The sequence below is a fragment of the Tabrizicola sp. genome (assembly GCF_051645465.1).
Taxonomy (GTDB): domain Bacteria; phylum Pseudomonadota; class Alphaproteobacteria; order Rhodobacterales; family Rhodobacteraceae; genus Tabrizicola.
This window is the reverse complement of record NZ_JBOFBI010000237.1, coordinates 13,943-37,963: the sequence shown is the minus strand read 5'-3', so window position 1 is coordinate 37,963 and position 24,021 is coordinate 13,943. Positions and strand designations below refer to the sequence as shown.

22 protein-coding genes are annotated in these 24,021 nt (G+C 64.0%); 13 read left to right on the top strand and 9 right to left on the bottom strand.

What is annotated here, in order from left to right; all coding sequences use genetic code 11:
* Positions 1-16: 16 nt before the first annotated feature.
* Positions 17-508: a L,D-transpeptidase family protein gene (locus ACRCSW_RS15485; protein ID WP_438706516.1), complete on the top strand. Its 492-nt coding sequence runs from the start codon at positions 17-19 to the stop codon at positions 506-508.
* A 37-nt stretch (positions 509-545) separates the two neighbouring features.
* Here the strand turns inward: ACRCSW_RS15485 and ACRCSW_RS15480 are convergent, their stop codons facing one another.
* On the bottom strand, positions 546-1,058 hold the full coding sequence (locus ACRCSW_RS15480; protein ID WP_438706514.1) for a CAP domain-containing protein: 513 nt from the start codon (positions 1,056-1,058) through the stop codon (positions 546-548).
* A gap of 176 nt (positions 1,059-1,234) precedes the next feature.
* Between ACRCSW_RS15480 and ACRCSW_RS15475 the strand changes: the two genes are divergently transcribed.
* The gene (locus ACRCSW_RS15475) at positions 1,235-1,828 is read left to right on the top strand and encodes a L,D-transpeptidase (RefSeq protein ID WP_438706512.1); all 594 of its coding nucleotides are present in this window, start codon (positions 1,235-1,237) and stop codon (positions 1,826-1,828) included.
* Positions 1,829-2,044: 216 nt separating this feature from the next.
* Here the strand turns inward: ACRCSW_RS15475 and ACRCSW_RS15470 are convergent, their stop codons facing one another.
* The 3 genes from ACRCSW_RS15470 to ACRCSW_RS15460 all read right to left on the bottom strand — a co-directional run bounded on the left by ACRCSW_RS15470 (position 2,045) and on the right by ACRCSW_RS15460 (position 5,769).
* Positions 2,045-3,307 (bottom strand): ankyrin repeat domain-containing protein, encoded by a 1,263-nt coding sequence (locus ACRCSW_RS15470; protein ID WP_438706510.1) that lies wholly within the window; start codon positions 3,305-3,307, stop codon positions 2,045-2,047.
* Positions 3,308-3,775: 468 nt separating this feature from the next.
* The gene (gene hemH / locus ACRCSW_RS15465) at positions 3,776-4,876 is read right to left on the bottom strand and encodes a ferrochelatase (RefSeq protein WP_438706509.1); all 1,101 of its coding nucleotides are present in this window, start codon (positions 4,874-4,876) and stop codon (positions 3,776-3,778) included.
* Between the two features lie 53 nt (positions 4,877-4,929).
* Positions 4,930-5,769 carry an SAM-dependent methyltransferase gene (locus ACRCSW_RS15460; protein ID WP_438706507.1) on the bottom strand — a complete coding sequence of 280 codons (840 nt, stop codon included), beginning with the start codon at positions 5,767-5,769 and terminating at the stop codon, positions 4,930-4,932.
* Between the two features lie 23 nt (positions 5,770-5,792).
* Between ACRCSW_RS15460 and ACRCSW_RS15455 the strand changes: the two genes are divergently transcribed.
* The 6 genes from ACRCSW_RS15455 to ACRCSW_RS15430 all read left to right on the top strand — a co-directional run bounded on the left by ACRCSW_RS15455 (position 5,793) and on the right by ACRCSW_RS15430 (position 11,000).
* Positions 5,793-6,515 (top strand): double zinc ribbon domain-containing protein, encoded by a 723-nt coding sequence (locus ACRCSW_RS15455; RefSeq protein ID WP_438706506.1) that lies wholly within the window; start codon positions 5,793-5,795, stop codon positions 6,513-6,515.
* Between the two features lie 35 nt (positions 6,516-6,550).
* The gene (gene grxC, locus ACRCSW_RS15450; protein ID WP_438706504.1) at positions 6,551-6,808 is read left to right on the top strand and encodes a glutaredoxin 3; all 258 of its coding nucleotides are present in this window, start codon (positions 6,551-6,553) and stop codon (positions 6,806-6,808) included.
* Positions 6,808-7,638 (top strand): carbon-nitrogen hydrolase family protein, encoded by an 831-nt coding sequence (locus ACRCSW_RS15445; RefSeq protein ID WP_438706503.1) that lies wholly within the window; start codon positions 6,808-6,810, stop codon positions 7,636-7,638. Before grxC ends, ACRCSW_RS15445 begins: the two co-directional genes overlap by 1 nt.
* Positions 7,635-8,084: a MarR family winged helix-turn-helix transcriptional regulator gene (locus ACRCSW_RS15440; RefSeq protein ID WP_438706501.1), complete on the top strand. Its 450-nt coding sequence runs from the start codon at positions 7,635-7,637 to the stop codon at positions 8,082-8,084. The genes ACRCSW_RS15445 and ACRCSW_RS15440 overlap by 4 nt, the downstream gene beginning before the upstream one ends.
* A gap of 157 nt (positions 8,085-8,241) precedes the next feature.
* Positions 8,242-10,326, top strand: a complete 2,085-nt coding sequence (locus tag ACRCSW_RS15435; RefSeq protein ID WP_438706499.1) for a YjbH domain-containing protein — start codon at positions 8,242-8,244, stop codon at positions 10,324-10,326.
* Complete coding sequence (locus ACRCSW_RS15430) at positions 10,323-11,000, top strand: YjbF family lipoprotein (protein ID WP_438706498.1); 678 nt, start codon at positions 10,323-10,325, stop codon at positions 10,998-11,000. Before ACRCSW_RS15435 ends, ACRCSW_RS15430 begins: the two co-directional genes overlap by 4 nt.
* On the opposite strand, the gene ACRCSW_RS15425 is transcribed toward ACRCSW_RS15430, so the two are convergent.
* The 3 genes from ACRCSW_RS15425 to ACRCSW_RS15415 all read right to left on the bottom strand — a co-directional run bounded on the left by ACRCSW_RS15425 (position 10,982) and on the right by ACRCSW_RS15415 (position 16,733).
* Complete coding sequence (locus ACRCSW_RS15425; RefSeq protein ID WP_438706496.1) at positions 10,982-11,311, bottom strand: hypothetical protein; 330 nt, start codon at positions 11,309-11,311, stop codon at positions 10,982-10,984. The two genes, ACRCSW_RS15430 and ACRCSW_RS15425, sit on opposite strands and share 19 nt — an antisense overlap.
* 92 nt (positions 11,312-11,403) lie before the next feature.
* Entirely contained in the window at positions 11,404-14,931 is a 3,528-nt protein-coding gene (locus ACRCSW_RS15420) for a translocation/assembly module TamB domain-containing protein (RefSeq protein WP_438706494.1), read from the bottom strand.
* The gene (locus tag ACRCSW_RS15415) at positions 14,931-16,733 is read right to left on the bottom strand and encodes an autotransporter assembly complex protein TamA (protein ID WP_438706492.1); all 1,803 of its coding nucleotides are present in this window, start codon (positions 16,731-16,733) and stop codon (positions 14,931-14,933) included. Before ACRCSW_RS15415 ends, ACRCSW_RS15420 begins: the two co-directional genes overlap by 1 nt.
* A 197-nt stretch (positions 16,734-16,930) precedes the next feature.
* Here ACRCSW_RS15415 and ACRCSW_RS15410 point away from each other — a divergent pair, with 197 nt between their 5' ends.
* Complete coding sequence (locus tag ACRCSW_RS15410) at positions 16,931-17,557, top strand: class I SAM-dependent DNA methyltransferase (protein ID WP_438706490.1); 627 nt, start codon at positions 16,931-16,933, stop codon at positions 17,555-17,557.
* Between the two features lie 12 nt (positions 17,558-17,569).
* Here ACRCSW_RS15410 and ACRCSW_RS15405 read toward each other — a convergent pair whose 3' ends face one another.
* Together ACRCSW_RS15405 and ACRCSW_RS15400 are read right to left on the bottom strand one after the other, a co-directional pair.
* A complete protein-coding gene (locus tag ACRCSW_RS15405; protein WP_438706488.1) occupies positions 17,570-17,983 on the bottom strand; it encodes a type II toxin-antitoxin system HicB family antitoxin in 414 nt (137 codons plus the stop codon).
* Complete coding sequence (locus tag ACRCSW_RS15400; protein WP_438706486.1) at positions 17,973-18,245, bottom strand: hypothetical protein; 273 nt, start codon at positions 18,243-18,245, stop codon at positions 17,973-17,975. The genes ACRCSW_RS15405 and ACRCSW_RS15400 overlap by 11 nt, the downstream gene beginning before the upstream one ends.
* A 229-nt stretch (positions 18,246-18,474) precedes the next feature.
* Between ACRCSW_RS15400 and rimP the strand changes: the two genes are divergently transcribed.
* The 4 genes from rimP to infB are packed head-to-tail and all read left to right on the top strand — an operon-like array spanning position 18,475 to position 23,957.
* A complete protein-coding gene (rimP, locus tag ACRCSW_RS15395) occupies positions 18,475-19,080 on the top strand; it encodes a ribosome maturation factor RimP (protein ID WP_438706484.1) in 606 nt (201 codons plus the stop codon).
* Positions 19,081-19,092: 12 nt separating this feature from the next.
* Entirely contained in the window at positions 19,093-20,703 is a 1,611-nt protein-coding gene (gene nusA, locus ACRCSW_RS15390) for a transcription termination factor NusA (protein WP_438706482.1), read from the top strand.
* A 21-nt stretch (positions 20,704-20,724) separates the two neighbouring features.
* Positions 20,725-21,372: an RNA-binding protein gene (locus ACRCSW_RS15385; protein ID WP_438706481.1), complete on the top strand. Its 648-nt coding sequence runs from the start codon at positions 20,725-20,727 to the stop codon at positions 21,370-21,372.
* A gap of 5 nt (positions 21,373-21,377) precedes the next feature.
* On the top strand, positions 21,378-23,957 hold the full coding sequence (infB, locus tag ACRCSW_RS15380) for a translation initiation factor IF-2 (RefSeq protein ID WP_438706479.1): 2,580 nt from the start codon (positions 21,378-21,380) through the stop codon (positions 23,955-23,957).
* Positions 23,958-24,021 lie beyond the last annotated feature (64 nt).

The window sequence follows — 24,021 nt, the reverse complement described above, 5'->3', positions numbered from 1 at the left end:
ACAGGCGGAAGCGGGCATGCGGATTCTTCGATTGATCGTCATCCTTGTGGTGGCACTCAGCCTTTCGGGCTGCGGCTCGAAATTCCGCAAGTACTACGGCCCCGAGGTGACGCAGATCCAGGTCCACAAGACCGACCGGAAGATGTACCTCATCCACAACGACAGGGTGCTGAAGTCCTACGACATCGGACTTGGCTTTGCGCCGACCGGCCACAAGCAGTTCGAAGGCGACGGCAAGACGCCCGAGGGCATGTACTACATCAGCCACAAGAACCCGGACTCGAACTATCACCTCTCGCTCCGGATTTCCTACCCGAATGAGGCCGACATCGCCTTCGCCGAAAAGAACGAAAAGGCCCCCGGCGGCGATATCTTCATCCACGGCGCCCCGAACGAAAAGGTCTCGCGCCGCGACTGGACCCTGGGCTGCGTCGCTGTGACCGACCGCGAGATCGAACAGATCTACTCGATGGTAAAGCCGGGAACGCCGATCTACATCTTCCCATGAAAAAGGGGCCCGAAGGCCCCCGATCAAGCTTCGGCGATCACGCGCCGGTCATCATCGTCCACCAAAGCTTCCCACTGGGCTCCTGGAACCAGGCAAAGCCGACACGGCTGGCCAGCGGGTCCATGATGACCCCACGGGTCTCCGGCTTGGCCATCCACGAGGACAGCGTCTCAAGCTCGGTCTCGTAGGTCTCGGAAATGAGCTCGCCCAGAAGCCGGCCGTTAAAGCCGCTGCGCTGGGCCCGGACTAGGGGCGACGACCCGTCAGACCCGAAGTGCCACGGCCGGTTCTGCACCGACATGTCGCGCGAATGCGTGGCAGCCGCCGCGTTCAGATTGGCGTCAAACGACAGCTGCGGCAGCGACTTCGCCGAACGCAGCGTGTTCGCGGCGTCGAGAAAACGGAACGACACTGCCTGCTCGTCCGATGGATTGATCCGATAGACCTGGGGCAGGGGTTTGCCATCAGCACCTACAGTCGGCTGGCTCGTCGTAGCACAACCTGCCAGCAAAAGGCCGAAACCCTGCAGCAGGAGAACGCGTCTATCCATCAGGTCCACCAAATCTACACCGACTGTCGCGGCTGTTCGGCATCTCCTTAGCGGAAGCTTGCGAGAGGTTCAAACACGGTTATGCCTATCGGCGGAAGCTGACGAGCGTTTGAATTGCGACTCTGCGGGAAAGTGTCTATACGCCCCGCAAATAAGGTCTATCAGGAGTGACAGCCATGGCGAACGGTACAGTCAACCGTCGCGCAGTTCTGGGTGGGTTTGCAGGCGCCGCTGGTCTGGCAGCTCTGCCCGCATTTGCGCAGGACGGCACCACCGAGTTTACGCAGCCGGCGTCTGCCTCGGTGCGCAACAACAGCTCAAGCTTCCGCATCCTGCAGTGGCAGGACTATTTCGAAAGCACCCGCAATGGTGCGATCCTGGTCGACATCACCTCGCGGGCGCTGCACTACTGGTCCGAGGATCAGTCGACATATCGCCTTTTCCCGACGTCGGTTCCGCTGTCGGAAGACCTCACCCGCCGTGGCAACACCGAGGTGGTGCAGAAAGTGGTCAACCCCCCGTGGCGCCCGACCGCCTCGATGAAGGAACGTAATCCGGACTGGCCCGATCTGGTCGAAGGCGGTGCGCCGGACAACCCGCTCGGCACGCGCGCCCTGTATCTGGGCTGGACCTACTATCGTATCCACGGCACCCACGACACCCGCAAGATCGGCCGCCGCTCGTCGAACGGCTGCATCGGTCTTTACAACGAACACATCGAAGAGCTGTTCGAATACGCCGTTGTCGGAACGCAGGTGCTGCTGATCTGACGGGCTGCAAAGCTGGACGAAAAGGGGACCGCAGCGCCGATATGGCGCTGCGGTCCTTTGTTTTTGGCAACGCCCGCACACCGCATTTGTCCGCGTAGAGCCCGAAGCGGTCCTGGCTTCGTCGACACCCGGTGCGCAAACGAACTTCTGTTCTGCATTGCCAAAACAGAAGTTCGTAGGTCGTTCTGATATTGACTATGCGCTAAGCGGTTCGCCTCATGACGCTTCGTCGAGCAAGGTGCCGTCAGCCGGACCTGTTACGTCACTGCCGATGCGCAGCCGATGCCCGTCCGGGTCTTCAACGTTCATTTCGCGCACACCCCAAGGAAAGTTGGTTGGCGGCTGACGGACGATTGCGCCGCGTCGCTGGTAGTCTCCATAGAGGTCGTCGACGTCATGCACGAATATCGAAAGCCAGGTGCCCGCAGCGCCCTGAGCGCCCTCACAAAAGAAGATTCGAACTTGATCACGCTGGACACAGCCAAACGTCGGCGGTGAGCCCCAATCCCACTCTTTGATAAATCCCAGCTTCTCGACGTAGTAAGCGATCGATGTCGGCACGCTCTTCACGCTCAGGATCGGGGTTACCCCCTCAAACCGGTTGAGGCCTTGCTCTTTCGGGTTAGCACCGGCCGCGACCAACAGGTCGACGATTCGCTTGTCGGTTCTCGCAGAGGCGTCGTTGAGTGGTGTGTTGCCTCGATCATCCTTGTTGGCATGGTTGGCACCCAACTGAAGCAACAGCTCCACCATTTCCGGTTTGTTTTTCCAGACAGCAAAGTGCAGAGGCGTCCGCCGATGCTCGAACCGGCTCATCCGTGTTGTAAGCAGCCGAGGATCACCTCCAACAAGCGAGCGCAAGAGGTCGCCGCGCCCAAGTGCGATACTTGAAAAAATGGTTGGCTTGGCGCCGCGCTTCAACAGCAACTCTGCGACGTCACGATGAACCGTGCGAAAACAGGTCGCCCATCCGATTACCCCGAGCTCATGCTCATCGTCCGCGTTGATGTCGCCGCCGGCTTCCGCCAAAAGCTTCACGGCCTCGACATGACCTTCCGTTGCCGCCCAGTGCAATGCGGTCGCGCGGTCCAGCCGATCACGCTGATGCACCTCCGCGCCGCGGGCGAGAAGCAGCCTGATGCAGTCAAGATGTCCGCCTTCGGACGCCAAGTGCAACAATGGGCGGTTCCATTGACCGCCAACGATCGATTTGACCTTGGTTGGATGCTCGCTTAGCAGCCGCGCCAAGGCGGACGTATCCCCTCGCACAGCTGCGCCGACAATCTGACCTTCAACACTGATGCTGTCGACGTAAGCCTTGAGCGCAGGCCAATTCTTGAAGCCGTAGTTTTTGGCTATTTCGGACTGGGCATGGTGCAGCCGCGCAGCCGGATCGTGCGATCGTATCTCGGCAAGACGATCCTTGGCTGTCTTTTTGAGCCAGTCGAGATTGGGTTGAGCGGGAAGTTTGTTCGCCATCAGATACCTTCTTTCTCATGCGCCCGGTGTCCGCGGCTCGGGCAAGAAAGAAGATGCAAAGCACCTGGTGTGTGAGGCGGGTTCAACCCTTTACGCGGACTGTTGGTCGCCTGCTCGACCTGCGCGGATTATTCCCGACGAAGGACCTCTTGTCAAATCGCGGCGGCCTCAAGCGTGCCTGCGGTTTCAAGCGTTGTCAGCAGCTTGTCGTGGGCAAGGCAGCTACTTCTTTCGCCACAGCTTGCGCGGTCAGCTAGCGACAGCTCTCCGCCGAAACTGGACTTCAGTCCGTTGCAATGCAGAGAAGCTCATGACCGCATTGTTCCGCAAAGCGGACAAACGCGACTTGCAAACCCAGCCTTCCACTTCTCGTTTGCGCAGGCCTCAAAGTCTTAAGCCCACGTAAATGCCCCCCAGGCAACCCATTGTAATCGTTGGCTCAGACTCTCTGCGCACCGTGCCCACGTCTCACACCGGGCGGGGAAGCCAGCCCGAAAGGTTCTCTTCGATGATCGACACCAGCGCCTGGATATGGGCCGCATCGTCGTTCAGGCAGGGGATGTAGGTAAAGCTCTCGCCCCCCGCGTGCTCGAAGGCCTCCCGGATCTCCCCGTTGATCTCTTCCAGCGTCTCGATGCAGTCCGCCGAGAACGCCGGGGCAATGACAGCGATCCGCTTCTTGCCCTGCTTCGCCAGCTCGGCCACATGCTCGACCGTATAGGGCTTCAGCCACTCCTCGCGCCCGAAGACCGACTGGAACGTCGTGTCGATCGCCGCCTTCTCCCACCCCAACCGCTCCCGCAACAGCCGCGTCGTCTTCGCGCAGTGGCAGTGGTAGGGGTCGCCCTCGCGCAGGTAGCGCTGCGGCATGCCGTGGTAGCTCGCGACCAGCACGTCGGGCTTCTGATCCAGCGCTGCGTAGGCCGACGTCACCGACTGCGCCAGCGCGTCGATGTAGAGCGGGTGGCTGAAGTACTCGGGCACCGTCCGCACCGCGGGTTGCCGCTTTTCCTTCATCATGGCGCGGAAGAACTGGTCATTCGCAGTGGCCGAGGTCGCCCCGGCATAGTGCGGGTAGAGCGGAAAGAAGAGCACCTTCTCACACCCCGCCGCGACCATGGCCCGAACCTTGGTGTCGGTCGACGGATTACCATAGCGCATGCAGAAGTCGACCATGACCTCGGCCCCGTGCCGCTCCGCGATTCGCGCCGCGATAGCTGCGGTCTGTGCCTTGGTGATGGTCAGAAGCGGGCTTTCGTTCAGCGCCTCGTTCCAGATCAGCTTGTAGTTCGCGCCTGAAGTGAAGGGCCGCTTCGTCAGGATGATCAGCTGCAAAAGCGGCTGCCACTTCCAGCTCGGGTAGTCGACCACCCGCTTGTCCGACAGGAATTCGTTCAGATACCGCCGCATCGACCAGTAGTCATAGGCATCGGGCGTCCCGAGGTTCGCCAGAAGCACACCGATGCGCGGTTTCCGGACCGGTGGGTGGTCCGCTGGCGCATGGGCAAGGCGGCCCCGACCGGGGGTGTCGTCGGCCTCCGTCGCAGCTCCGGTCCGGGGATCCAGCATCTCGGTCTTTCCCATGTTCTCAGGGTGCGGAGATAAAGGTTGGGTCGGCGGGGTCAACTGTCTTTGGGCAAGGGCTCCTCCGCCACACCAAGGGCATCGGCAAGCCGTTGCTTGGCCGAGCCGGGACGCAAGGGCTGCTGCTGGCTTTCGTCCGGGGCCCAGCCGGTGAGGAAAACAAGCTCCACCGTAGCGGGCAATCGGCCATCACCGGTGGCAAAACTGGAAGCGTAAAGCGCCGCGGCCTCGGCCAGAACCGACCGTCTGGTGAAGTGGCGGAGGCGGGCGGCAAGCGCATTGGTCTCGCCCGAGGCGCGCAGATCGGCCATAAGCGCCGCGAAGTCCCGGTACTCAACCGTCTGCACCAGACTATCGGCAACCGGCAGCGCAAAGCCCGCCCGTTGCATCAAGGCACCCAGATCGCGGATTTCGCCCATCGGCAGAACCCGCGGCGAAAGGCCGCCGGTTACGCGGGCCTCGGCCTCGGCAAGGCTGGCGCGGAGCTCATTCAGGCTGCGTCCGCCGGGAAGAACAGCGATGAAGAGCCCGTCCGGCCGCAACGCCCGACGGCACTGAACCAACTGCCCAATCGGGTCATTGGCCCAATGCAGGCCCATTGCATGGATCACCAGGTCGTGCGCCCCCACCTCAAGGGCCAGCACCTCATCATCCGGAACCATCACGGCCCCTGGGCGCAGATCCTCCCAGATTTCGGGAAATCCAGTGACGACAGCAGGGCTCGTAAAGGTTCTGTTAACCTCAATCAGTCTTTCCTGAATGTCGTCACGGGCCAGCCGGTGGACGAACATCGCCGCGTCGTGGCCCGGCAAACGCCTCGCGCGGCGGCGGTGGCGGGCAAGGGCCTCGCGGTCGGTCAGGGCGGGGGGTTGCGTCATCGGCGGGACATTAGGAGGGTCAGATGGGATTGCAAGGCGCGCTGCAGCTTCTTTACCCGCCGCAGTGCATTTCCTGCTCGGCCCTGGTGCAGACCGACTTCGGGCTTTGTGCCGACTGCTGGCGTGAGACGCCCTTCATCTCCGGCCTCGTCTGCGACCAGTGCGGCGTACCTTTGCCGGGCGCAGATACCGGCGAGCGGGCGCTTTGCGATGACTGCATGACCATCGCGCGGCCCTGGGATCGCGCGCGTGCTGCGCTGATGTACCACGAGAACGGGCGGCGGCTGGTCCTTGCCCTGAAACACGGCGACCGGATGGACCTTGCGCGACCGGCCTCCGGCTGGATGCTGAAAGCGGCGCAGCCGATCCTGCAGCCTGGAATGCTGGTCGTCCCCGTGCCGCTCCACTGGGTCCGCCTGTTCCGACGGCGCTTCAACCAGGCGGTGCTGCTGTCGCGTGCCATCGCCAAGGCGGCGGCGCTGGAGCATTGCCCGGACGCGCTGATCCGGCGGCGCTCGACCGGTAGCCAGGAGGGCAAGACGCGGGACGCCCGCTTCGCCAACCTCGTTGGGGCATTCACTGTGCCGAAAGGGCGGGAGAAACGGGTGCGGGATCGCGACATCCTTCTGGTTGACGACGTCATGACCTCGGGCGCGACCTTTGCGGCGGCAACCGACGCGCTTCTTGCTGCTGGAGCGCGGTCGGTTTCGGTTCTGGCTCTGGCGCGCGTTGCGAAAGACGGCTGAGCCCCTATAGTCATGGCGCCAATGAGGTTTCCGCCATGCGTTCCGTCGAAATCTATACCACCCCGATCTGCCCCTATTGCGTCGCGGCCAAACGCCTTCTGCAGCGGAAGGGGGTGACATACTCCGAGATCGACGTCAGCCGCGACCCTGCCTTGCGCATGGCGATGACCCAACGGGCAGGAGGCCGCCGGACTGTGCCGCAGATCTTCATCGGCGAGGTTCATGTCGGCGGGTCCGATGACCTCCACGCGCTCGACCACGCGGGCAAGCTTGACCCGCTTCTGGCCGACTGATGCGGGCAGCGCTGGTCCAGCTGACGGTGACGGATGATCCGGTGGCCAACCTGCCGGCGACGGCCTCGCTGGTGCGCCAGGCCGTGGCCCAGGGTGCGGGCTTCGTCCTGACGCCCGAACTGACCAACGGCTTATCCTCCAGCCGTCAGCATCAGCGCAACGTTTTCCGTAGCGAGCAGGCGGACGAGACGCTGGCAACGCTGCGGGCCGAGGCGAAGGCGGCCAGCATCTGGCTTCTCATCGGCTCGCTTGGCCTTTTGACGGACGATGCCGACGGACGGTTCGCCAACCGCAGCTTCCTTGTCGCCCCGGATGGCAGCATCGCCGCGCGCTATGACAAGATCCACATGTTCGACGTGAATGTCTCGGCGACCGAAGTCTACCGCGAAAGCGAAGGCTACCGGCCCGGAAAGCACGCAGTGCTGGCCGAGACGCCCTTCGCCAAGATCGGCATGACCGTCTGTTACGACCTTCGCTTCCCCACGCTCTACCGTCGGCTGGCGCAAGCCGGGGCACAAATCCTGACTGTCCCAGCCGCTTTCAACCACATCACTGGCGCCGCGCATTGGGAGGCGCTTCTCCGCGCCCGCGCAATCGAAACTGGCTGTTTCGTCCTGGCCCCGGCCCAGACCGGCTTTCACCCGGAAGCGAACGGCAAAGGCCGTCGGACATATGGCCACTCGCTCGCCATCGCGCCGTGGGGCGAAATCCTCGCCGATGGCGGAACCGAGCCGGGGGTGACCCTTGTCGACCTCGACCTATCACGCGTCGCCGAGGCGCGTCACCGCGTACCGTCCCTGTCCCATGACCGGAGCTTTGACGGGCCATGAGCAGCGAGAAGGCCGAAGACATCGCGGTCGCGCTCTTCGGTGAGCTTTTCATGGCCGACCAGCTGGCGCGGAACCGGATTTCCAAGGTCCTCCCGAAGGGCATGGAGCTCTCGCATTTCTCGGTCCTGAACCACCTGGCGCGGATCAACGACGAACGGACGCCCGCGCAACTGGCCCGGTCCTTCCATGTGACCCGTGGCGCGATGACCAACACCCTGACCAAGCTGGAATGGGCGGGGCATGTCCACATCCGCCCCGACTGGGAGGATGCGCGGCGGAAGTTCGTGGCCATCAGCCCCAGCGGTCGCTCGGCACGCGAATCGGCGATGGCCAGCGTAGTGCCGCTGATTGCCGAAGTCGTGCAGTCGATGGGCGCCGATCGGGTGCGGGCGCTGGTGTCGGTCCTGCGTGAGCTGCGGGTCAAGCTGGAAGACGATACGCCCTGACCTCATCGGGCAGTGCTTCCTGGGATGTCCGAAAAGCCATAGCCCCGCGCGATTGCGGCCGCGGATGGCCGATAGGTCTTGCCCTCTCGCCGTTATCTTCGCATAGATTGGGGCGGTATCCTCAGCCCCGGTCATCATGCAGATTTCGCCTCGTTGCTTGCTTGCTTCGCTCGCCATCAGCACTGCGCTTTCCAGCGCTCCTGCGTTGGCCGAGATGACGAAGTCGCTGAACCTTAACGGCGCGACCGGCCTTATCGACATGCCCTCGGGCGATGCCCAGCCAGACGCCACGTTTTCGTTCAGCGTCGGCGTTGTCGGGCCGATCACCCGCACGACGCTCAGCTTCCAGATCAGTGAGCGGCTGTCCGCATCCTTCCGTTTCCAGACCTGGCGCGACTGGGACAACATCATCCCCGGCGACACCAAGGAAAGCGACCGCAGCATCGACCTTCGCTATCAGATCCTGAAAGAGGGCAAGTACAGGCCCGCGCTGACTGTCGGGCTGCAGGATTTCACCGGACAAGGGCTGTTCTCGTCCGAATACATCGCCGCGACCAAGACGTTCGGCGACCGGGTCAAGGTGACCGCTGGCCTCGGCTGGGGACGGCTTGGCAGCTACGGCGGGATCGGTGATGTGTTCGGCGACCGCCCGCCCGTCGACCCCACTGGGGTGCCCAATGCCGACCAGTGGTTCCGAGGCGAGGCTGCTCCCTTCGCCGGCGTCGAGTACAAGATCAACGACAACTGGACGCTGAAGGCTGAATACTCGTCGGATGACTATCTGCTGGAAGACGACGAACGCGGGCTGATCGAGCGCGACAGCCCGTTCAACTTCGGTCTTGAATACCAGCGCGGCCCGAACATGCGGTTCGGCATCTACTCGCTTTACGGCAAAGAGGTCGGCCTTGCCTTCCACGTCATCCTTGATCCGAAAAGCCGGCTGACAGGCGGTGTGACCGGGGCGGCCCCGGCAGCCGTCAAGGCGCGCCCGTCGCGATCCCAGGACCCCGACGCCTACGACGGCGGCTGGGTGACCCAGACTGACGCCGGGCCGATCCTGCGCAAGAACCTGGCGAAGCGGCTGGCCGCTGACGGGATTGCTATCGAGAACCTGGCCTATACGGCAACGACCGTTCAGATCCGGATCCGGAACAGCCGGATCGACGCGGGCTCGCAGGCCATCGGCCGGACGGCACGCGCGCTGAGCCATGTCATGCCAGCCTCGGTCGAGGTCTTTGAAATCGTGCCGGTCGTCAATGGCATCGGCGCCTCGAAGATCACCATTCGCCGCAGCGACCTTGAAAGCCTGGAATACGCCGCCGACAATTCCACGCTTCTCTACGAACGCGTGTCGGTGACGGACGCCGGGCCTGTCCCGGCCTATGCCATCGGCGACGAAGACCTCTATCCCAGGTTCCGCTGGGGCCTGAAACCGGCTGTCCGGCTTTCGGAACCGATGAAGGGCGATATCGGCCTTAGGCTTTCAGCCACATACGACATTGCACCTGGCTTTGTGCTTGCAGGGTCGGTCTACAAAGAGGTCGCCAGCAACGTCGACCGCGACACCGATCCCTCCACATCAGCCCTGCAGCCCGTCCGCTCAGACGGCTCGCGCTATACCGAATTCGGCGATCCCGGCCTGGAGAAGCTGACGCTCGCCTGGTACGCCCGCCCGGCGCCCGACGTCTACTCGCGCATCACAGTCGGCTACCTGGAACGGATGCACGCCGGCATTTCGGGTGAGGTTCTCTGGAAGCCGGTCGACAGCCAGCTCGCGCTTGGGGTCGAGCTTAACTACACCAAGCAGCGTGACACGGACGGCGGTCTTGGCTTCGACGAATACGACTATGACGTCGTCACCGGCCATGTCTCGGCCTACTACGACTTCGGCAATGGCTACCTCGGGCAGCTTGATGTCGGTCGGTATCTGGCTGGCGATGTCGGCGCGACAATCTCGCTCGACCGCGTCTTCGCGAACGGCTGGCGGGTTGGCGCATTTGCCACCGTCACCGATGTCAGCGCGTCCGAGTTCGGCGAGTCGGGCTTCGACAAGGGTGTCCGCTTTACCATCCCCTTCAACTGGGCGCTCGGCACCGAAACCCGCCGTGGGTTTGGCATGACGCTGCGGCCGGGCCGCGGCGACGGCGGCGCGCGGGTCGAAGTTGATGGGCGCCTCTACGAATCGATCCGCGAGTATCATTCCGATGGCCTGGATCCCGATTGGGGAAGGGTCTGGCGGTGACTTTTCCGGTCCGTCTGTGCGCTGCGCTGGTCGCGCTGTCTCTTCTTGCTGCCTGCGGCAATGATGGCTCGGGACCGAACCCGGTTGTCGCGGCAGTCGGAGGCATGGCGAAGGCCAGCGTCGCCAAGCTGAACCCCAAGAAGTCCGGCACCGCCGCAGCTCCAGCCCCGACAACGCGGGCCGATCTTGAGAAGTTCGGGATGCCGATCCTTCGCGTGACGTCCAAGCCCCTTGGCCAGGACGGTTTTCTGACCATCAGCGACGCCAAGGACGACGTCGTCACCTGGGCCACTTCGGATGGCGTGACCTTCTCTCTGCGAAACGGGGTGCTGATCCAGACGCGCGGTCTTGGTGCCGATCTCATGTCTGCCGACGTGCCGTCGGTCGCGCAACTCAAGACTGCCGGAGGCACCCATCAGCGCGTCTACTTCTTCCTTGGCGATGACGACCGTGGCACCCGGCGGACCTACGACTGCACAACCTCTGTCGTTGGCCGGGAGACCATTGAAATCGTTGGCCGCAGCCACAAAGTGACCCACGTTTCCGAGGTCTGCGCCCGAGGCAACACCCAGATCACCAACGAATACTGGATCGAAGGCGCATCGATTCGGAAATCCCGGCAGTGGGTCAGCGGGCAGATCAGCTACGTCGAGTTTCAGCGGGTGATCGACTGATTTTCCGGTCGTAAGGGCACGAAACGGTACTGGAAAGCCGGAGTCCGGTCGAAACTGGTGCTGAATCGGCTCACACCCGGCCACTTTTGCGCGCGCAAGACCAGAATCTGTAAGTTTTGCCGCCGAAGTGCTATCATCAAGGCCGGAATGTTACGGGAAGCCGGCATGAAACCGCTGCCAGCAATCTTGCTCTGCGCCTTGGCGCTTGCATCACCCGCCAATGCCGGCGGTCCCGTTGTCGTGGTTGAAGAGCCCCCGCCCGTGGTCGAAGAAGAGTCCGCTTCAAGCAAGGGCGTCGTTCCCTGGCTCATGGTGCCGCTTCTTCTGTGCATCGTCATGTGTGGCGACGACGACGAGTAAGCCTGGGCGCGCGCCTTGCTAGCGACTGACAGAGCTCGCCCGGTCAGTAATCCCGCTGCAGATAGACGCCGATACCGGTCTCGCCATCGGCCTCCAGTCTGCCCTTCACCGTCACACCCTCGCGCAGGTCCAGGTTCAGGTTGATCCGGCTCTTGCCGTCCTGACCAACCTCGATCTCGGTATAGACGTTTTCGGATATGTACTTGCCCGCCCGCAGGGCAGCTGTCCCATCGTCAGCCACGGCCACGTCCAGATCGTCCAGACCGAAGTTCTTCCGCAGCTTTCCGATCAGCCCCTCACCCCCACGCCCGGCCAGAACCGCGACGGCATTGGCCAACTGCGCCGCCTGGAACGCCGAGATAGTCTCAAGGCTGCGCCCGAACAAGAGCTGCGCCAGAACCTCTTCCTGCGGCAGCTCCGGCGAGGACGAGAAGCTCACCTCCGGGTCATCCGCGGGCCCCTCCACCGTCACCGTGCTGACAATGCCGTCGTTCTCGGTGCTGGCCGAAACGCCGATTTGGGGAACCAGACTGCCCTCCAGCACCAGATCGGCCCGTGACAGAACCAGCCGCTTGCCCAAGATATCCATCCGCCCCCGGATCAGACGAAATGCGCCCGAGGGAATGACATCGTTAGTGGTCCCCGACAGGCGAACTTCGCCACCAAGCTCGGCGTCGATCCCACGACCACGGACGAAGACCTTGCTTGGGGCCTCGATCGTCAGGTCCAGCGCAATCGGCCTGCCAGAACTCCCCCCGCCCGACTGCCCCCCCGTTGTGCCGAAAAGCCCGGCCTTGCGCCGCGTGTTCCGGACGTCCGACGGTTCCCCGACATGGCGGACGTTCAAGAGGTCCGCAGCCGAGCTGAACCCCGATGACGGCACCCTGACCTCGGTCTCCGAAAGGCGCAGCGTGCCCGCAAGCAGCGCGCCGTCCGCAATCGGCCCCGCCAACGACAGGTTTCCGTTGACCCGGGTCTCGTAAAGCTCGGGGTCGTAAAGTCGCACCCCATCTAGCGCAATCGTCAGATCCGCCCTGTTCGGCGCCGCCAGCGCGATCGGCCCATCCACCCGCAACCTGCCGCCAGACGACAGCGTCGAGGTCGCCGACAGCCCAAGCTCGCCCGCCGAAAGCTGGCCGATCGCCTCGATCTCCTGCAGCGAAAGGCCCGAGTCCGGGTCGGAAATGCGCCCGTCCGAAAGCGTAACCCGCCCGGAAAGCGACCGCAGCGCAATCGCCCCTGCCAGCCGCAGGTCATACCCCACCAGACCGGAAACCGACCGAGGCGAGACGAACAGGTTCGCCAGCCCCGCTTGCCCCGAACCGCGGATCGTCAGATTGGCCGAGCGGAAACTGCTGGCAATGCGGCCCTCGACCGAAGCGCTCACCTGGCCCGGCCCCCGGCCAGAGATATCCAGGACATACGCCTCCGGATTCTGCACCACCGTCCCCGAAACGGTCAGTGGTCCGGTAACATCGGGCACGATCAGCCCAAGGTTCGCCAGCCGCGCGTCGACGACCAGGTTCCGGTCGCTACCGGCAATCTCTCCGCTGACTGTGGCAGACAGCTGCGGATTGCTAAGCCGCGCATCCCGGATCTGCACTTTGCCGTCCTTCAGCGCCAGATCGATAGCAAGCTCGCTTGCCCCTGCCAGCAGCCGATCCGCCTCTGCATTACCGATCTCCAGCGACCGCCCCGATCCCGCAAGCTTCAACTGCCCATCCGCCGGGGTTCCGTTGAAGCTGCCCTCCAGCGCCACCGAACCGGAATACTGCGGCCCAAGCGCCGACAGGTCAGCCAGATTGACTGTGCCGGACAGCTCCGACCCCGTCGACGCCACCTTGCCCGAGGCCTTTGCCGACAAACCCCCCGCCGCGACGTCGAAGGATCGCAGCAACGTGCCGCTCTCATCCCGCCGAATGGATGCGAAGACCGTCGAACGCCCCGACAGAAGCCGATCAACCTCGGCCACATCCAGCCGCAGCCCGGTCCCGCTGAAGGTCAGCTCAGTATCGAAGAACCCCGACAACCGGCTGGCCGACCCCGAGATTTCCAGCGTGCCCGACCCCCCAAGCGCCCGCCCCGCCAGCCGCGAAAACCGCGAGAAGTCCTCCGCCGCCACCGAAAGCCTGCCGCTCGTCAGAAACGCCTCATCCAGCCCCTCGATCCTCAGCGCCCCGGTCCCGGCAAGACCCGCCCCCGTCAGCTTGATGTCCGACAACCGCAGCGCCCCGGCGTCCTCGGCATAATGCAGCCGGACCGACGCTGCGATCTCGCTGCCAAGCGCTTCGGCCAAGGCCAGGTCCTTGGGCGCGAGGCCGGTGGTCGTCAGGTTCAGCGTCCCACCAAAACTGTTCCCCGCCTCGGTCCGCCCAATCCGCCCCGACCCCTTCAGGCGCAACAGCCCGATGCTCACATCGCTGCGGGCCAGGCCGTCGACAGTCACCTCACCCGACCAGCTGTCCCTATCGCCCTGCTCCGAGCGCAGACGGAACTCCGCCCGGTCCACCAAGGTCTGCGCCTCGCCAAACGGCAGCAACACCGGCGCACCGTCTGGCGAAGCCAGTGTACCGGTGACGTCAACCGACTCAGGCAGACCATCGGCCGCCAGACTGGCCGTCCCGCTCAGCTTCACCGAACGGGCGGAGATTTCGAACTGGTCTACCCGCAGGGCACCGGTATCAGAGCGAACGGCATCAAGCTTCAAACCAACGTCCGTGCCGAAAAAGTCGACCTGCTCCGGCGCCAGGATCGGTGCAAGGTTTCCTGCAACGTCCGCCAGCAAGCGGTAACCCGCGTCGGGCTCGTTCCTGATGGTAACCGTCCCCGCTAGCCGGTCCTCGTCATCCGTGGCAAGCCGGACCTGCGCAGCGAAATCGTCAATCGGGCCCTGCCCCTCGACCGTCAGCGCAGCGGAAGGTCCACCCGGAATGTCCAGAAGACGAACGACGATCCCCCCCGCGTCCTCCTCTGCCACAAGCGAAAGGGCCAGTTCGCGCGACGTGTTGGCATAAGCCGCCTCAAGCGCGATCTTGCCCTGGGGGCCGTCCCCCGTCCTCAGCAGGTTGAACTGCGCCTCTCCCGCCCCATCCGCCAGAGAAAGCGAGGCCTCGAACGTGCCAGTAATCTTCTCGCCCAGCACCTCGGGACCAAGCTCGATCGACTCCGCAGCCACCCGGTCGATGTTGATCGAGACCGGAAGCTCCGGCAGGCTGAACCCCGCAGCCTCGGGCGATGGCGCGGCGGTCTGGTCGGTCTGCGGAATCCGCGTCAGGATGATCTCGGCGGCCGATAGCTCGCTGACCTCAACCTCGCCCGACAACAGCGCCGACCTGCTCCAGTCCAGCACCACCCCGTTCAGCGTGATCCAGATCCCCTCATCATCGGCAATCGTCAGGCTTTCGATTGTTGCCTGTGAAGACAGCGCCCCCTCAAACCCGGTGACAGTGACCTGCCGCCCCGCATCCGACAGGGTATCCTCCAGAAACGCCGTCAGATAGTCGCGGTCGTCCTCCTGCGCCCAGGCCGCTCCACCGGCAAGGCAGGCTGCTATGACCAGCGCCCGCCGCATCAGAACGACTGCCCCAGGCCGACGTAGAACTGCACGCCGTCGCCCGTCTCTCCGCTGATCGGGGTGGCGACATCGAAACGGATCGGCCCAAGCCCGGTGTCATACCGCACACCAATCCCCGCCCCGGCATGCGATTCCGCGCTGTCTCCGGCAAACCCGTCAAGTCCGACGGCGCCCCAGTCGACAAACCCCACAACCCCGATCCGGTCGCTGACCTTCGCGCGCAGTTCCAGCGACCCGGCCAGGAAATAGCGACCACCAATCAGAAACTCGGGGCCCGAATCTCGCGTCACCAGGACACCCAGCGACCGGTACGGATGCCCCCGCACCGTCCCGCCGCCGCCCGAGAAGAACAGCTCGTCCCTCGGCGTATCCAAGAGATCAGCGCCAAAGACCGCCCCCGCCTGCGCCCGTGCCGCCACGACAAACCGCCCCGGTTCGCCCAGGCTCTGATACACCCGGCCATCCACAGTCGCCCGAAGGCCCGAGTCCGTGGTGCCGAACCCCAGGAAGGGCTTGGCTGTGGCGTCGATGTAGAACCCCTTGGTCGGGTTGTTCACGATATCCCGCTTGTCCCAGGTCACCCCGAACGGCAGCGAGAGGTTGCGAAACTTGAAGGAACCCCCCGGATCTTCACCCTCAAGATAGTTGTAGGTCAGCCCGACACGGGCCGTCAGGCGCTCTGTGAAGACATGCGAGAACTGCAGCCCGACCTCCAGGCTGTCCGACGCATAGTCGATTTCGTCCAGATGCTCATAGCCAAGGATCAGCCCGGCGGTCGTATCCGGCGTCAGAGTGGCCGGGCGATCCAGCGTCACCTCCAGCCCATAGTCGACGCCACTTTCCCCCGAGCCGATGTTTGAAATCTCGGCGCTGACCCCCAGCCGCTCACCCCCGCCGAGGAGGTTCCGGTGCAGCCACGCCCCCGACAGCGTGATCCCGTCGATACTGGCGAGCTCGATCCCCAACGAATAGCGCCGCGGCTTCTGCTCAACCACCTGCGCCGTGATGCCCAGAAGATCGGGCGCCGTGATCGCCTCATCCTCGACCATCGACACCGACGAGAATATCCCGGTCCGCCTCAGCCGCGTCTCGGCCCGCCGCAGCTCGGTTTCACTGAAGGTCTCCCCTTCCGGCAACCCGGCGATCTTCTGGATGCGCCGCTCACGCATGCGCTCTTCGCCCTCCACCACCAGCCGCCCGAACCGCAGCTTCGGACCAGGGTTCAGCCCCACATCGACATCCAGAACCGCCGCCCGGTGATCGGCCACCACTTCTTCCGACGCTGTTTCGGCCTTCGCATGGCCCGCTTCGCGCCAGGCCACAATGGCCGTGTCAACAGCCGACGACACCGCACCGCTCTCAGCCGGCGCGCCGCTGCGGAACCCTTCGGGAAGCTCGGTGCCGGTGGCAAGCGGCCGAATTTCGGTGCGACCGAACCGGAACGGAGCACCGGGATCCACCACGATCCGGATCGCGCTGATCACCGACGGAGCCTCCAGCACCGGAATATCCGCCGCCTCGCGCCCGTCGACCTGAATCTGGATGACCGCCGAGTAATGCCCCTTGGCGTAAAGCGCAGCCAGTATGCGCCCATAGTCCGACCGCGCGGCAGCCAGGATGTCCTGGGCGTCCGTCGTCCCCTGATCCTGCAGCGACTTGACCGCCGACGCCGCATTCACCGCTTCGGTAAGCTCCTCCGACCCCCCCGCAACCGCGATATCCAGCCGCTCAAGCGCATCGACAGGCCCCGCAACCGCTGTCACGCAAGCGAATGCCGCCACAAACCGGAAACGTGACAATCTCTGTCCGGCAGGCATGGCGGGAAGGGCTCCTTTTGGGGGTCAGCCGGACTATTGCAGCTTGGTCTGGGTGGGGCAATCCGCGCCCCGGCCGATGGGCGAACTTGTGATCGTGCTCCCAATCGGGGGCGACACAAGCCGTCACCGAACTGTCACCTCATCCTGCCAGACCTTTTCGACAATCAGGAGGGTCACGGATGACCGACGCAGAATACGACCTTGACGAAGCCTACCAGATCAACGGCCCCGACGACGCACGCCGCCTCTATGCCGACTGGGCGCCGACCTACGACGAAAGCTTCGGCACGGCCTGGGGCTACATCGCCCCGCGTGAGATTGCCGCGATCCTGAAAGCCGAGATATCGCCCAACGCCGCGATCCTGGACATCGGGGCCGGAACCGGCCTGGTCGCCGAACACCTGCGCGGGCTGACCGTCGACGCACTCGACATCACGCCCGAGATGCTGGAGGCCGCCCGAACCAAGGGCCTTTACCGCACCCTCATGCTAGGCGATCTGACCAAAACGCTGGATATCCCCGACACAAGCTACGACGCGATCGTCAGCTGCGGCACCTTCACCCACGGCCACGTCGGCCCCGAATGCTTCCCCGAGCTTCTCCGCATCACCAAACCAGGCGCCGTCTTCGCCTGCGGCGCCATCGGCCCGGTGGTCGACAGCGCAGGCTTCGGGTCCGAACTCGCCCGCATGGTGGCGCACGGCAAGATCACCCCCGTCGCCTGGCGCGACATCCCGATCTACGAAGGCGCCGAGCACCCCCACAAGGACGACCGCGGGCTGGTGATGGTGTTCCAGAGGCTGTGAAGAAATTGTGGATCAGTGCTTTGTCCTGACTTCCCGACCGATCTCTGATCTTGGGTCGGCCATGGTAACACGTGGTCGGCCAAGTTCGTCTCGCGTCAACGCGAGAAGTTCTGCGAGTTGTCGCTCAAGCTTCTGGATCTTTTCATCAGCCCCTTTGCGGGCCTCAAGAGCGGCTTCCATCGCCTGATAGAGCTTTTCCTCGCGCTCCAACGCTCGACGATTGGCGTCGCCCGGAGCTGGGGCTTCCACCCCACGCTCGGCTTGTGCAGAAAGCCATTCGCCGACCGCATCCATCAACGAAGCGAGAGCTTCCTGCGGAGTTGGCCCATCGGATATGCAGCCGGGCAAATCTGGGGCAAACGCGAAGTATCCTCCACCGTCTTCGGCTTCGAGAGGAACGACTACCATCGGGTAATCATTTGCCATTTTGTTCTCGCTTTCCCGCTGCAATGACATGGGCATCTGAGTAGCTGACCAACAGACGAACATAGACAGGTTTGATAGGGCGATGAGCCGGTATCGTCAGAATGTCCGCAAGGTGCTCACTGATCACCTTGTAGTGACTTCCGGCGCGCGGCGGCTGACATTCCATTCCAAGTTCAGCACACAGCCTTTCAATATCACGGATGCCCCAGTCGCCGCGCGGGTTGCCTCGCATCTCCTCAAGCAGCGGCTTCTTCTTGGCCATTACTCAACCTCTTGGCCAGAGGCTAGCACCCATCCATGATCCACAACAGCGCTGTTCGCAAGTCCAACGAGCGGAACTAGGCTTGTGAGTCCTGAGCGCAACAGCGGCTCTTGCAGACTCACTCCGCGGCGCGTATATCCCCCTCAACAGCGGTTTCGGGGTCCACACTCGAAGCTACCGATCTTCACAGGCGGGCCGCAGGGTCCGCTTTTTCGTTTCTGGAACCCTGATGTCCGATCTCGTCGCGAAAACCGCCATCGATCGCCGCCTGGCCGACGTCGTCCAGCCGGTCATCGAAGGCATGGGCTTCGAGCTTATCCGCCTGCGGCTGATGGGCGGCAAGACGCGCGTTCTGCAGATCATGGCGGACCGGCCCGATGGCGGCATTGGCGTTGACGAATGTGGCGATATCTCCACGGCCGTTTCAGCCGCCCTCGACGTTGAAGACCCGATCGAGGAGAACTATGTCCTCGAAGTCTCTTCCCCCGGCATCGACCGGCCGCTCACCCGGCTTAAGGATTTCGACGTCTGGAAGGGCTGGGAAGCGCGGATCGAGACCTCGGAACTCATCGACGGTCGCCGCCGCTTCAAGGGCGACCTCGCGGGGGTTGAAGGCGATGAAGTGCTGATCACCATCGAAGAGGGTGGCGAAGAGGTCACCATCGGGCTCAAGTTCGACTGGCTGAGCGACGCCAAGCTGATCCTCACCGAAGAGCTGATCACCGAAATGCTGCGCCAGAAGAAGGTGGCCGAGCCCACCGAAGGCCAGTTCGACGAAATCGAAGAAACCGAAGGGGATGAGGACGACGAGCCCGCCCCCGAGACGAAACACTAGGGAGACAACCCCATGGCAATCACATCGGCCAACCAGCTCGAGCTTCTGCAGACCGCCGAAGCCGTTGCGCGCGAAAAGATGATCGACCCGGATCTGGTGATCCAGGCGATGGAGGACAGCCTCGCCCGTGCCGCCAAGTCCCGTTACGGCGCCGAGATGGACATTCGCGTCAAGATCGATCGTAAGACCGGCCGTGCGTCGTTCACCCGCGTCCGGACCGTGGTGGAAGATGAACTGGCCGAAAACCACCACGCCCAGCTGACCGTGAAGCAGGCCAAGCAGTACCTCGCCGACCCACAGATCGGTGACGAGATCGTGGACGAAGTCCCCCCGGTCGACCTTGGCCGGATCGCGGCGCAGTCGGCAAAGCAGGTCATCCTGCAGAAGGTCCGCGAAGCCGAGCGTGACCGCCAGTTCGAGGAATTCAAGGACCGCAAGGGCACCATCATCAACGGCGCCGTCAAGCGCGAGGAATACGGCAACGTCATCGTCGATATCGGCCGGGGCGAAGGCATCCTGCGCCGGAACGAAAAGATCGGCCGCGAAGCCTACCGCATCGGCGACCGCATCCGTTGCTACATCAAGGATGTCCGCCGCGAGGCGCGCGGGCCGCAGGTGTTCCTGTCGCGGACCGACCCGCAGTTCATGGCCGAGCTCTTCAAGATGGAAGTGCCGGAAATCTACGACGGCATCATCGAGATCAAGGCCGTGGCCCGTGATCCTGGAAGCCGCGCCAAGATCGCCGTGATCAGCTATGACAACTCGATCGACCCCGTCGGCGCCTGCGTCGGTATGCGCGGTTCCCGCGTGCAGGCCGTGGTCAACGAACTTCAGGGCGAAAAGATCGACATCATCCCGTGGAACGGCGACACCGCGACTTTCCTCGTGAACGCATTGCAGCCCGCCGAAGTCTCGAAGGTCGTCTTCGACGAAGAGGCCGGCAAGATCGAAGTCGTCGTCCCCGACGAACAGCTCAGCCTTGCCATTGGCCGTCGCGGCCAGAACGTGCGGCTGGCCAGCCAGCTTACCGGCCTCGACATCGACATCCTGACTGAAGCCGAGGAAAGCCAGCGCCGCCAGGCCGAATTCGCCGAGCGTACCAAGCTCTTCATGGACACGCTTGATGTGGACGAGATGATGGCGCAGCTTCTGGTGTCGGAAGGCTTCACCAACCTGGAAGAAGTGGCCTACGTCGAGCTGGACGAGCTTCTGTCGATCGATGGCTTCGATGAGGGCACGGCCGGTGAACGTCAGGCCCGCGCCCGCGACTATCTGGAAGCGGCCAACGCCAAGGCCATGGAAAACGCCCGTGCTCTGGGTGTGGAAGACAGCCTTGTCGAATTCGAGGGCCTGACGCCCCAGATGCTGGAAGCGCTTGGCCAGGACGGCATCAAGACGCTTGAAGACTTCGCCACCTGCGCCGACTGGGAACTGGCGGGCGGCTGGACGACCGAGAACGGGGTCCGCAAGAAGGACGAGGGCGTGCTTGAAAAGTTCGAGATGACTCTGGAAGAGGCGCAGACCCTGGTCATGACCGCCCGCGTCATGCTGGGCTGGGTCGACCCGGCCGAGCTGGAAAAGCCGCAGGAAGAAGCGGCCGAAGACGAGGAGGCCGAGGCCTGATCTCAGGCCTCGGGTACGCGCATGACGCGCGGCGGCCGGGAAAAGGACAGGGACGACCCCGAACGCAAGTGCATTGCGACCGGGGAAAGCCAGCCGAAGGCGGGGCTGATCCGGTTCTGCCTGGGTCCCGATGACCAGGTCGTCCCGGATATCCTCGGGCGGCTTCCCGGTCGGGGCATCTATGTCTCGGCTGACCGTGCGCAGATTGACAAGGCGGCGAAGAAAGGCCTCTTCGCCCGCGCCGCCCGCCAGCCGGTGAAGGTGCCCGATGGGCTCTCTGATCTGGTCGAGCGTCTGGTCACTCAGCGGGTGATCGACCTCATCAGCATGGCGCGCAAGGCGGGCGATGCGGTGATGGGCTACGAGAAGGTGAAGGACTGGCTGACCAAGGGCTCGGCGGCAACGCTGATCCAGGCCAGCGACGGGTCGGAACGCGGCAAGACAAAGCTGCATCCGCCCGAAGGTAACGGCGGTTTTATTGGTGTTTTGACCGCCGGGGAATTGGGTTTGGCATTCGGACGCGAACGTGCGATACACGCCGCGCTTGCCGCTGGTGGACTCAGAACCCGTGTTGTAGAGGAAGCGGCAAAGCTTGCCGGTCTGCGTGGGCATTTGCCAACTCGGGCGGGCGGGCATGACGGCGGTGTGACCGCCATGAAGGATACGTAGGACGCATGAGCGATACAGACGGCAAGAAACCTCTTGGCCTCGGGGGCGCCCCCCGTTCCGGACAGGTGAAGCAAAGCTTCAGCCATGGCCGGACCAAGAGCGTCGTGGTCGAAACCAAACGCAAGCGCGTTGTGGTGCCTTCACCGGTCAAGCCGGGGGCTCCCGGCGCTGGTGCGCCAGCAATGTCCACAGGCCTTGGTGATCCGTCGAAGCGGCCCGCCGGGATTTCCGACGCCGAGATGGAGCGTCGCCTGAAGGCGCTGGCGATCCACAAGGCCCAGGCCGCCGATGATGCCGCGCGCCGGGTCGAAGAAGACAAGGCCCGCGAGGAAGAGCGTGCCCGTCGCCGCGAAGAGATCGAGACGAAAGAGCGTGAAGATCGCGAACGCGCCGAAGCCCTGCGCCTCAAGGCCGAGGAAGAGGAACGCGCCGCCAAGGCCGAAGCTGCCGCCAAGGTCGCCGCTGCCGAAGCCCGCCGGGCCGATGTCCTCGGCACCCGCGCGCGCTCGACGGCGCCTGCTGCCCCGGCCGCCAAACCGGCGGAACGGGCCGCACCGGCTGCGACCACCGAAGAAGCGCGCGGCCCCGCTGCCGCCAAACCCGGCCTCAGCCCCCGCAAGACCGACCGCGAGAAGGACGATCGCTCGACCGACCGCGACCGCGGCGCCAAGCGTGGCGACGAAGGCCGCCGCTCGGGCAAGCTCACGCTGTCCGACGCGATCTCGGACGAAAGCGGGCGCCAGCGCAGCCTCGCCGCGATCAAGCGCAAGCAGGAAAAGGCCCGGGCGAAAGCCCTGGGTCTGGGCCACAAGGCCGAAAAGCAGGTGCGCGATGTGCAGCTGCCGGAAACCATCGTGGTCAGCGAACTGGCGAACCGCATGGCCGAACGCGCCGCGGACGTGGTGAAAAGCCTGATGAAGATGGGCATGATGGTCACGATGAACCAGCCCATCGACGCCGACACGGCGGAATTGGTGATCGAGGAATTCGGCCACAAGGCCGTCCGCGTCACCGATGCCGACGTGGAACAGGCCATCGACACGGTCAAGGACAAGTCGGAAGACCTGACGCCGCGCCCGCCGATCGTCACGATCATGGGCCACGTCGACCACGGCAAGACCAGCCTCTTGGACGCGATCCGCCATACCACTGTCGCCACGGGCGAAGCTGGCGGCATCACCCAGCACATCGGCGCCTATCAGGTGAAAGCCTCGAACGGCCAGGTCATCACCTTCCTCGACACGCCCGGCCACGCCGCCTTCACCTCCATGCGCTCACGCGGCGCACAGGTGACGGACATCGTCGTCCTGGTCGTTGCGGCAGATGACGCCGTGATGCCCCAGACGGTCGAAGCGATCAACCACGCCAAGGCCGCCAAGGTCCCGATGATCGTGGCGATCAACAAGATCGACAAGCATGAGGCCAACCCGCAGAAAGTCCGCACCGACCTTCTGCAGCACGAAGTCGTGGTCGAAGCCATGTCGGGCGACGTCCAGGATGTCGAGGTTTCGGCCAAGACCGGCCTCGGGCTTGATGATCTCTTGGAAGCCATCGCGCTCCAGGCCGAGCTCCTTGAACTCCGCGCCAACCCGAACCGCGCCGCCTCTGGTGCCGTGATCGAAGCCAAGCTCGACGTGGGCCGTGGCCCGGTCGCGACGGTGCTGGTCCAGAACGGCACGCTGCGGAAGGGCGACATCTTCGTCGTCGGCGAGCAGTGGGGCAAGGTCCGCGCCCTGATCAACGACAAGGGTGAGACGGTGGCGGAAGCCGGGCCGTCCTCTGCGGTCGAAGTGCTGGGCCTTTCCGGCACCCCATCGGCAGGCGACACGCTGAACGTCGTCGAAACCGAAGCTTCAGCGCGCGAGATTGCTGACTACCGCATCAAGACCGCCAAGGACAAACGCGCCGCCGCCGGTGCCGCGACCACGCTGGAACAGCTGATGGCCAAGGCCAAGGCGGATGCTTCGGTCGCCGAGCTGCCGATCCTCATAAAGGCCGACGTTCAGGGCTCTGCCGAAGCGATCGTCCAGGCGATGGAGAAGATCGGGAACGAGGAAGTCCGCGTGCGCGTCCTCCATTCGGGCGTCGGTGCCATCACCGACACCGATGTGGGTCTGGCCGAAGCTTCCAGCGCCCCGATCATCGGCTTCAACGTCCGCGCCAACGCGTCGGCCCGGCAGTCCGCCAACCAGAAGGGCGTCGAGATCCGCTACTACTCGGTCATCTACGACCTGGTCGACGACATCAAAGCCGCCGCGTCGGGCCTGCTCAAGGCCGAAGTGCGCGAAACCTTCATCGGCTACGCCAAGATTCTTGAGGTCTTCAAGGTCTCGGGCGTCGGCAAGGTGGCGGGTTGCCTCGTCACCGAAGGCGTCGCCCGCCGCTCGGCTGGCGTCCGCCTGCTGCGCGAGGATGTCGTGATCCACGAAGGCACGCTGAAGACGCTGAAACGCTTCAAGGACGAGGTGAAGGAAGTCATCTCGGGCCAGGAATGCGGTATGGCGTTCGAGAACTACGAAGACATCCGCCAGAACGATGTCATCGAAATCTTCGAGCGCGAGGAAGTCCAGCGCACTCTGGCCTGACCGGGCTGTATCGAACTGAAAAGGCCGGGCACGCAGCCCGGCCTTTTTCATTTCAGCGGCAGTC

What these genes read in the sequence shown, in the direction of transcription:
- ACRCSW_RS15485 (WP_438706516.1), top strand. Translation starts at nt 17, where the DNA reads ATGCGGATTCTTCGATTGATCGTCATCCTTGTGGTGGCACTCAGCCTT.
- ACRCSW_RS15480 (WP_438706514.1), bottom strand. Translation starts at nt 1,058, where the DNA reads ATGGATAGACGCGTTCTCCTGCTGCAGGGTTTCGGCCTTTTGCTGGCA.
- ACRCSW_RS15475 (WP_438706512.1), top strand. Translation starts at nt 1,235, where the DNA reads ATGGCGAACGGTACAGTCAACCGTCGCGCAGTTCTGGGTGGGTTTGCA.
- ACRCSW_RS15470 (WP_438706510.1), bottom strand. Translation starts at nt 3,307, where the DNA reads ATGGCGAACAAACTTCCCGCTCAACCCAATCTCGACTGGCTCAAAAAG.
- hemH (WP_438706509.1), bottom strand. Translation starts at nt 4,876, where the DNA reads ATGCTGGATCCCCGGACCGGAGCTGCGACGGAGGCCGACGACACCCCC.
- ACRCSW_RS15460 (WP_438706507.1), bottom strand. Translation starts at nt 5,769, where the DNA reads ATGACGCAACCCCCCGCCCTGACCGACCGCGAGGCCCTTGCCCGCCAC.
- ACRCSW_RS15455 (WP_438706506.1), top strand. Translation starts at nt 5,793, where the DNA reads ATGGGATTGCAAGGCGCGCTGCAGCTTCTTTACCCGCCGCAGTGCATT.
- grxC (WP_438706504.1), top strand. Translation starts at nt 6,551, where the DNA reads ATGCGTTCCGTCGAAATCTATACCACCCCGATCTGCCCCTATTGCGTC.
- ACRCSW_RS15445 (WP_438706503.1), top strand. Translation starts at nt 6,808, where the DNA reads ATGCGGGCAGCGCTGGTCCAGCTGACGGTGACGGATGATCCGGTGGCC.
- ACRCSW_RS15440 (WP_438706501.1), top strand. Translation starts at nt 7,635, where the DNA reads ATGAGCAGCGAGAAGGCCGAAGACATCGCGGTCGCGCTCTTCGGTGAG.
- ACRCSW_RS15425 (WP_438706496.1), bottom strand. Translation starts at nt 11,311, where the DNA reads ATGAGCCAGGGAACGACGCCCTTGCTTGAAGCGGACTCTTCTTCGACC.
- ACRCSW_RS15420 (WP_438706494.1), bottom strand. Translation starts at nt 14,931, where the DNA reads ATGCGGCGGGCGCTGGTCATAGCAGCCTGCCTTGCCGGTGGAGCGGCC.
- ACRCSW_RS15410 (WP_438706490.1), top strand. Translation starts at nt 16,931, where the DNA reads ATGACCGACGCAGAATACGACCTTGACGAAGCCTACCAGATCAACGGC.
- ACRCSW_RS15405 (WP_438706488.1), bottom strand. Translation starts at nt 17,983, where the DNA reads ATGGCAAATGATTACCCGATGGTAGTCGTTCCTCTCGAAGCCGAAGAC.
- ACRCSW_RS15400 (WP_438706486.1), bottom strand. Translation starts at nt 18,245, where the DNA reads ATGGCCAAGAAGAAGCCGCTGCTTGAGGAGATGCGAGGCAACCCGCGC.
- rimP (WP_438706484.1), top strand. Translation starts at nt 18,475, where the DNA reads ATGTCCGATCTCGTCGCGAAAACCGCCATCGATCGCCGCCTGGCCGAC.
- nusA (WP_438706482.1), top strand. Translation starts at nt 19,093, where the DNA reads ATGGCAATCACATCGGCCAACCAGCTCGAGCTTCTGCAGACCGCCGAA.
- ACRCSW_RS15385 (WP_438706481.1), top strand. Translation starts at nt 20,725, where the DNA reads ATGACGCGCGGCGGCCGGGAAAAGGACAGGGACGACCCCGAACGCAAG.
- infB (WP_438706479.1), top strand. Translation starts at nt 21,378, where the DNA reads ATGAGCGATACAGACGGCAAGAAACCTCTTGGCCTCGGGGGCGCCCCC.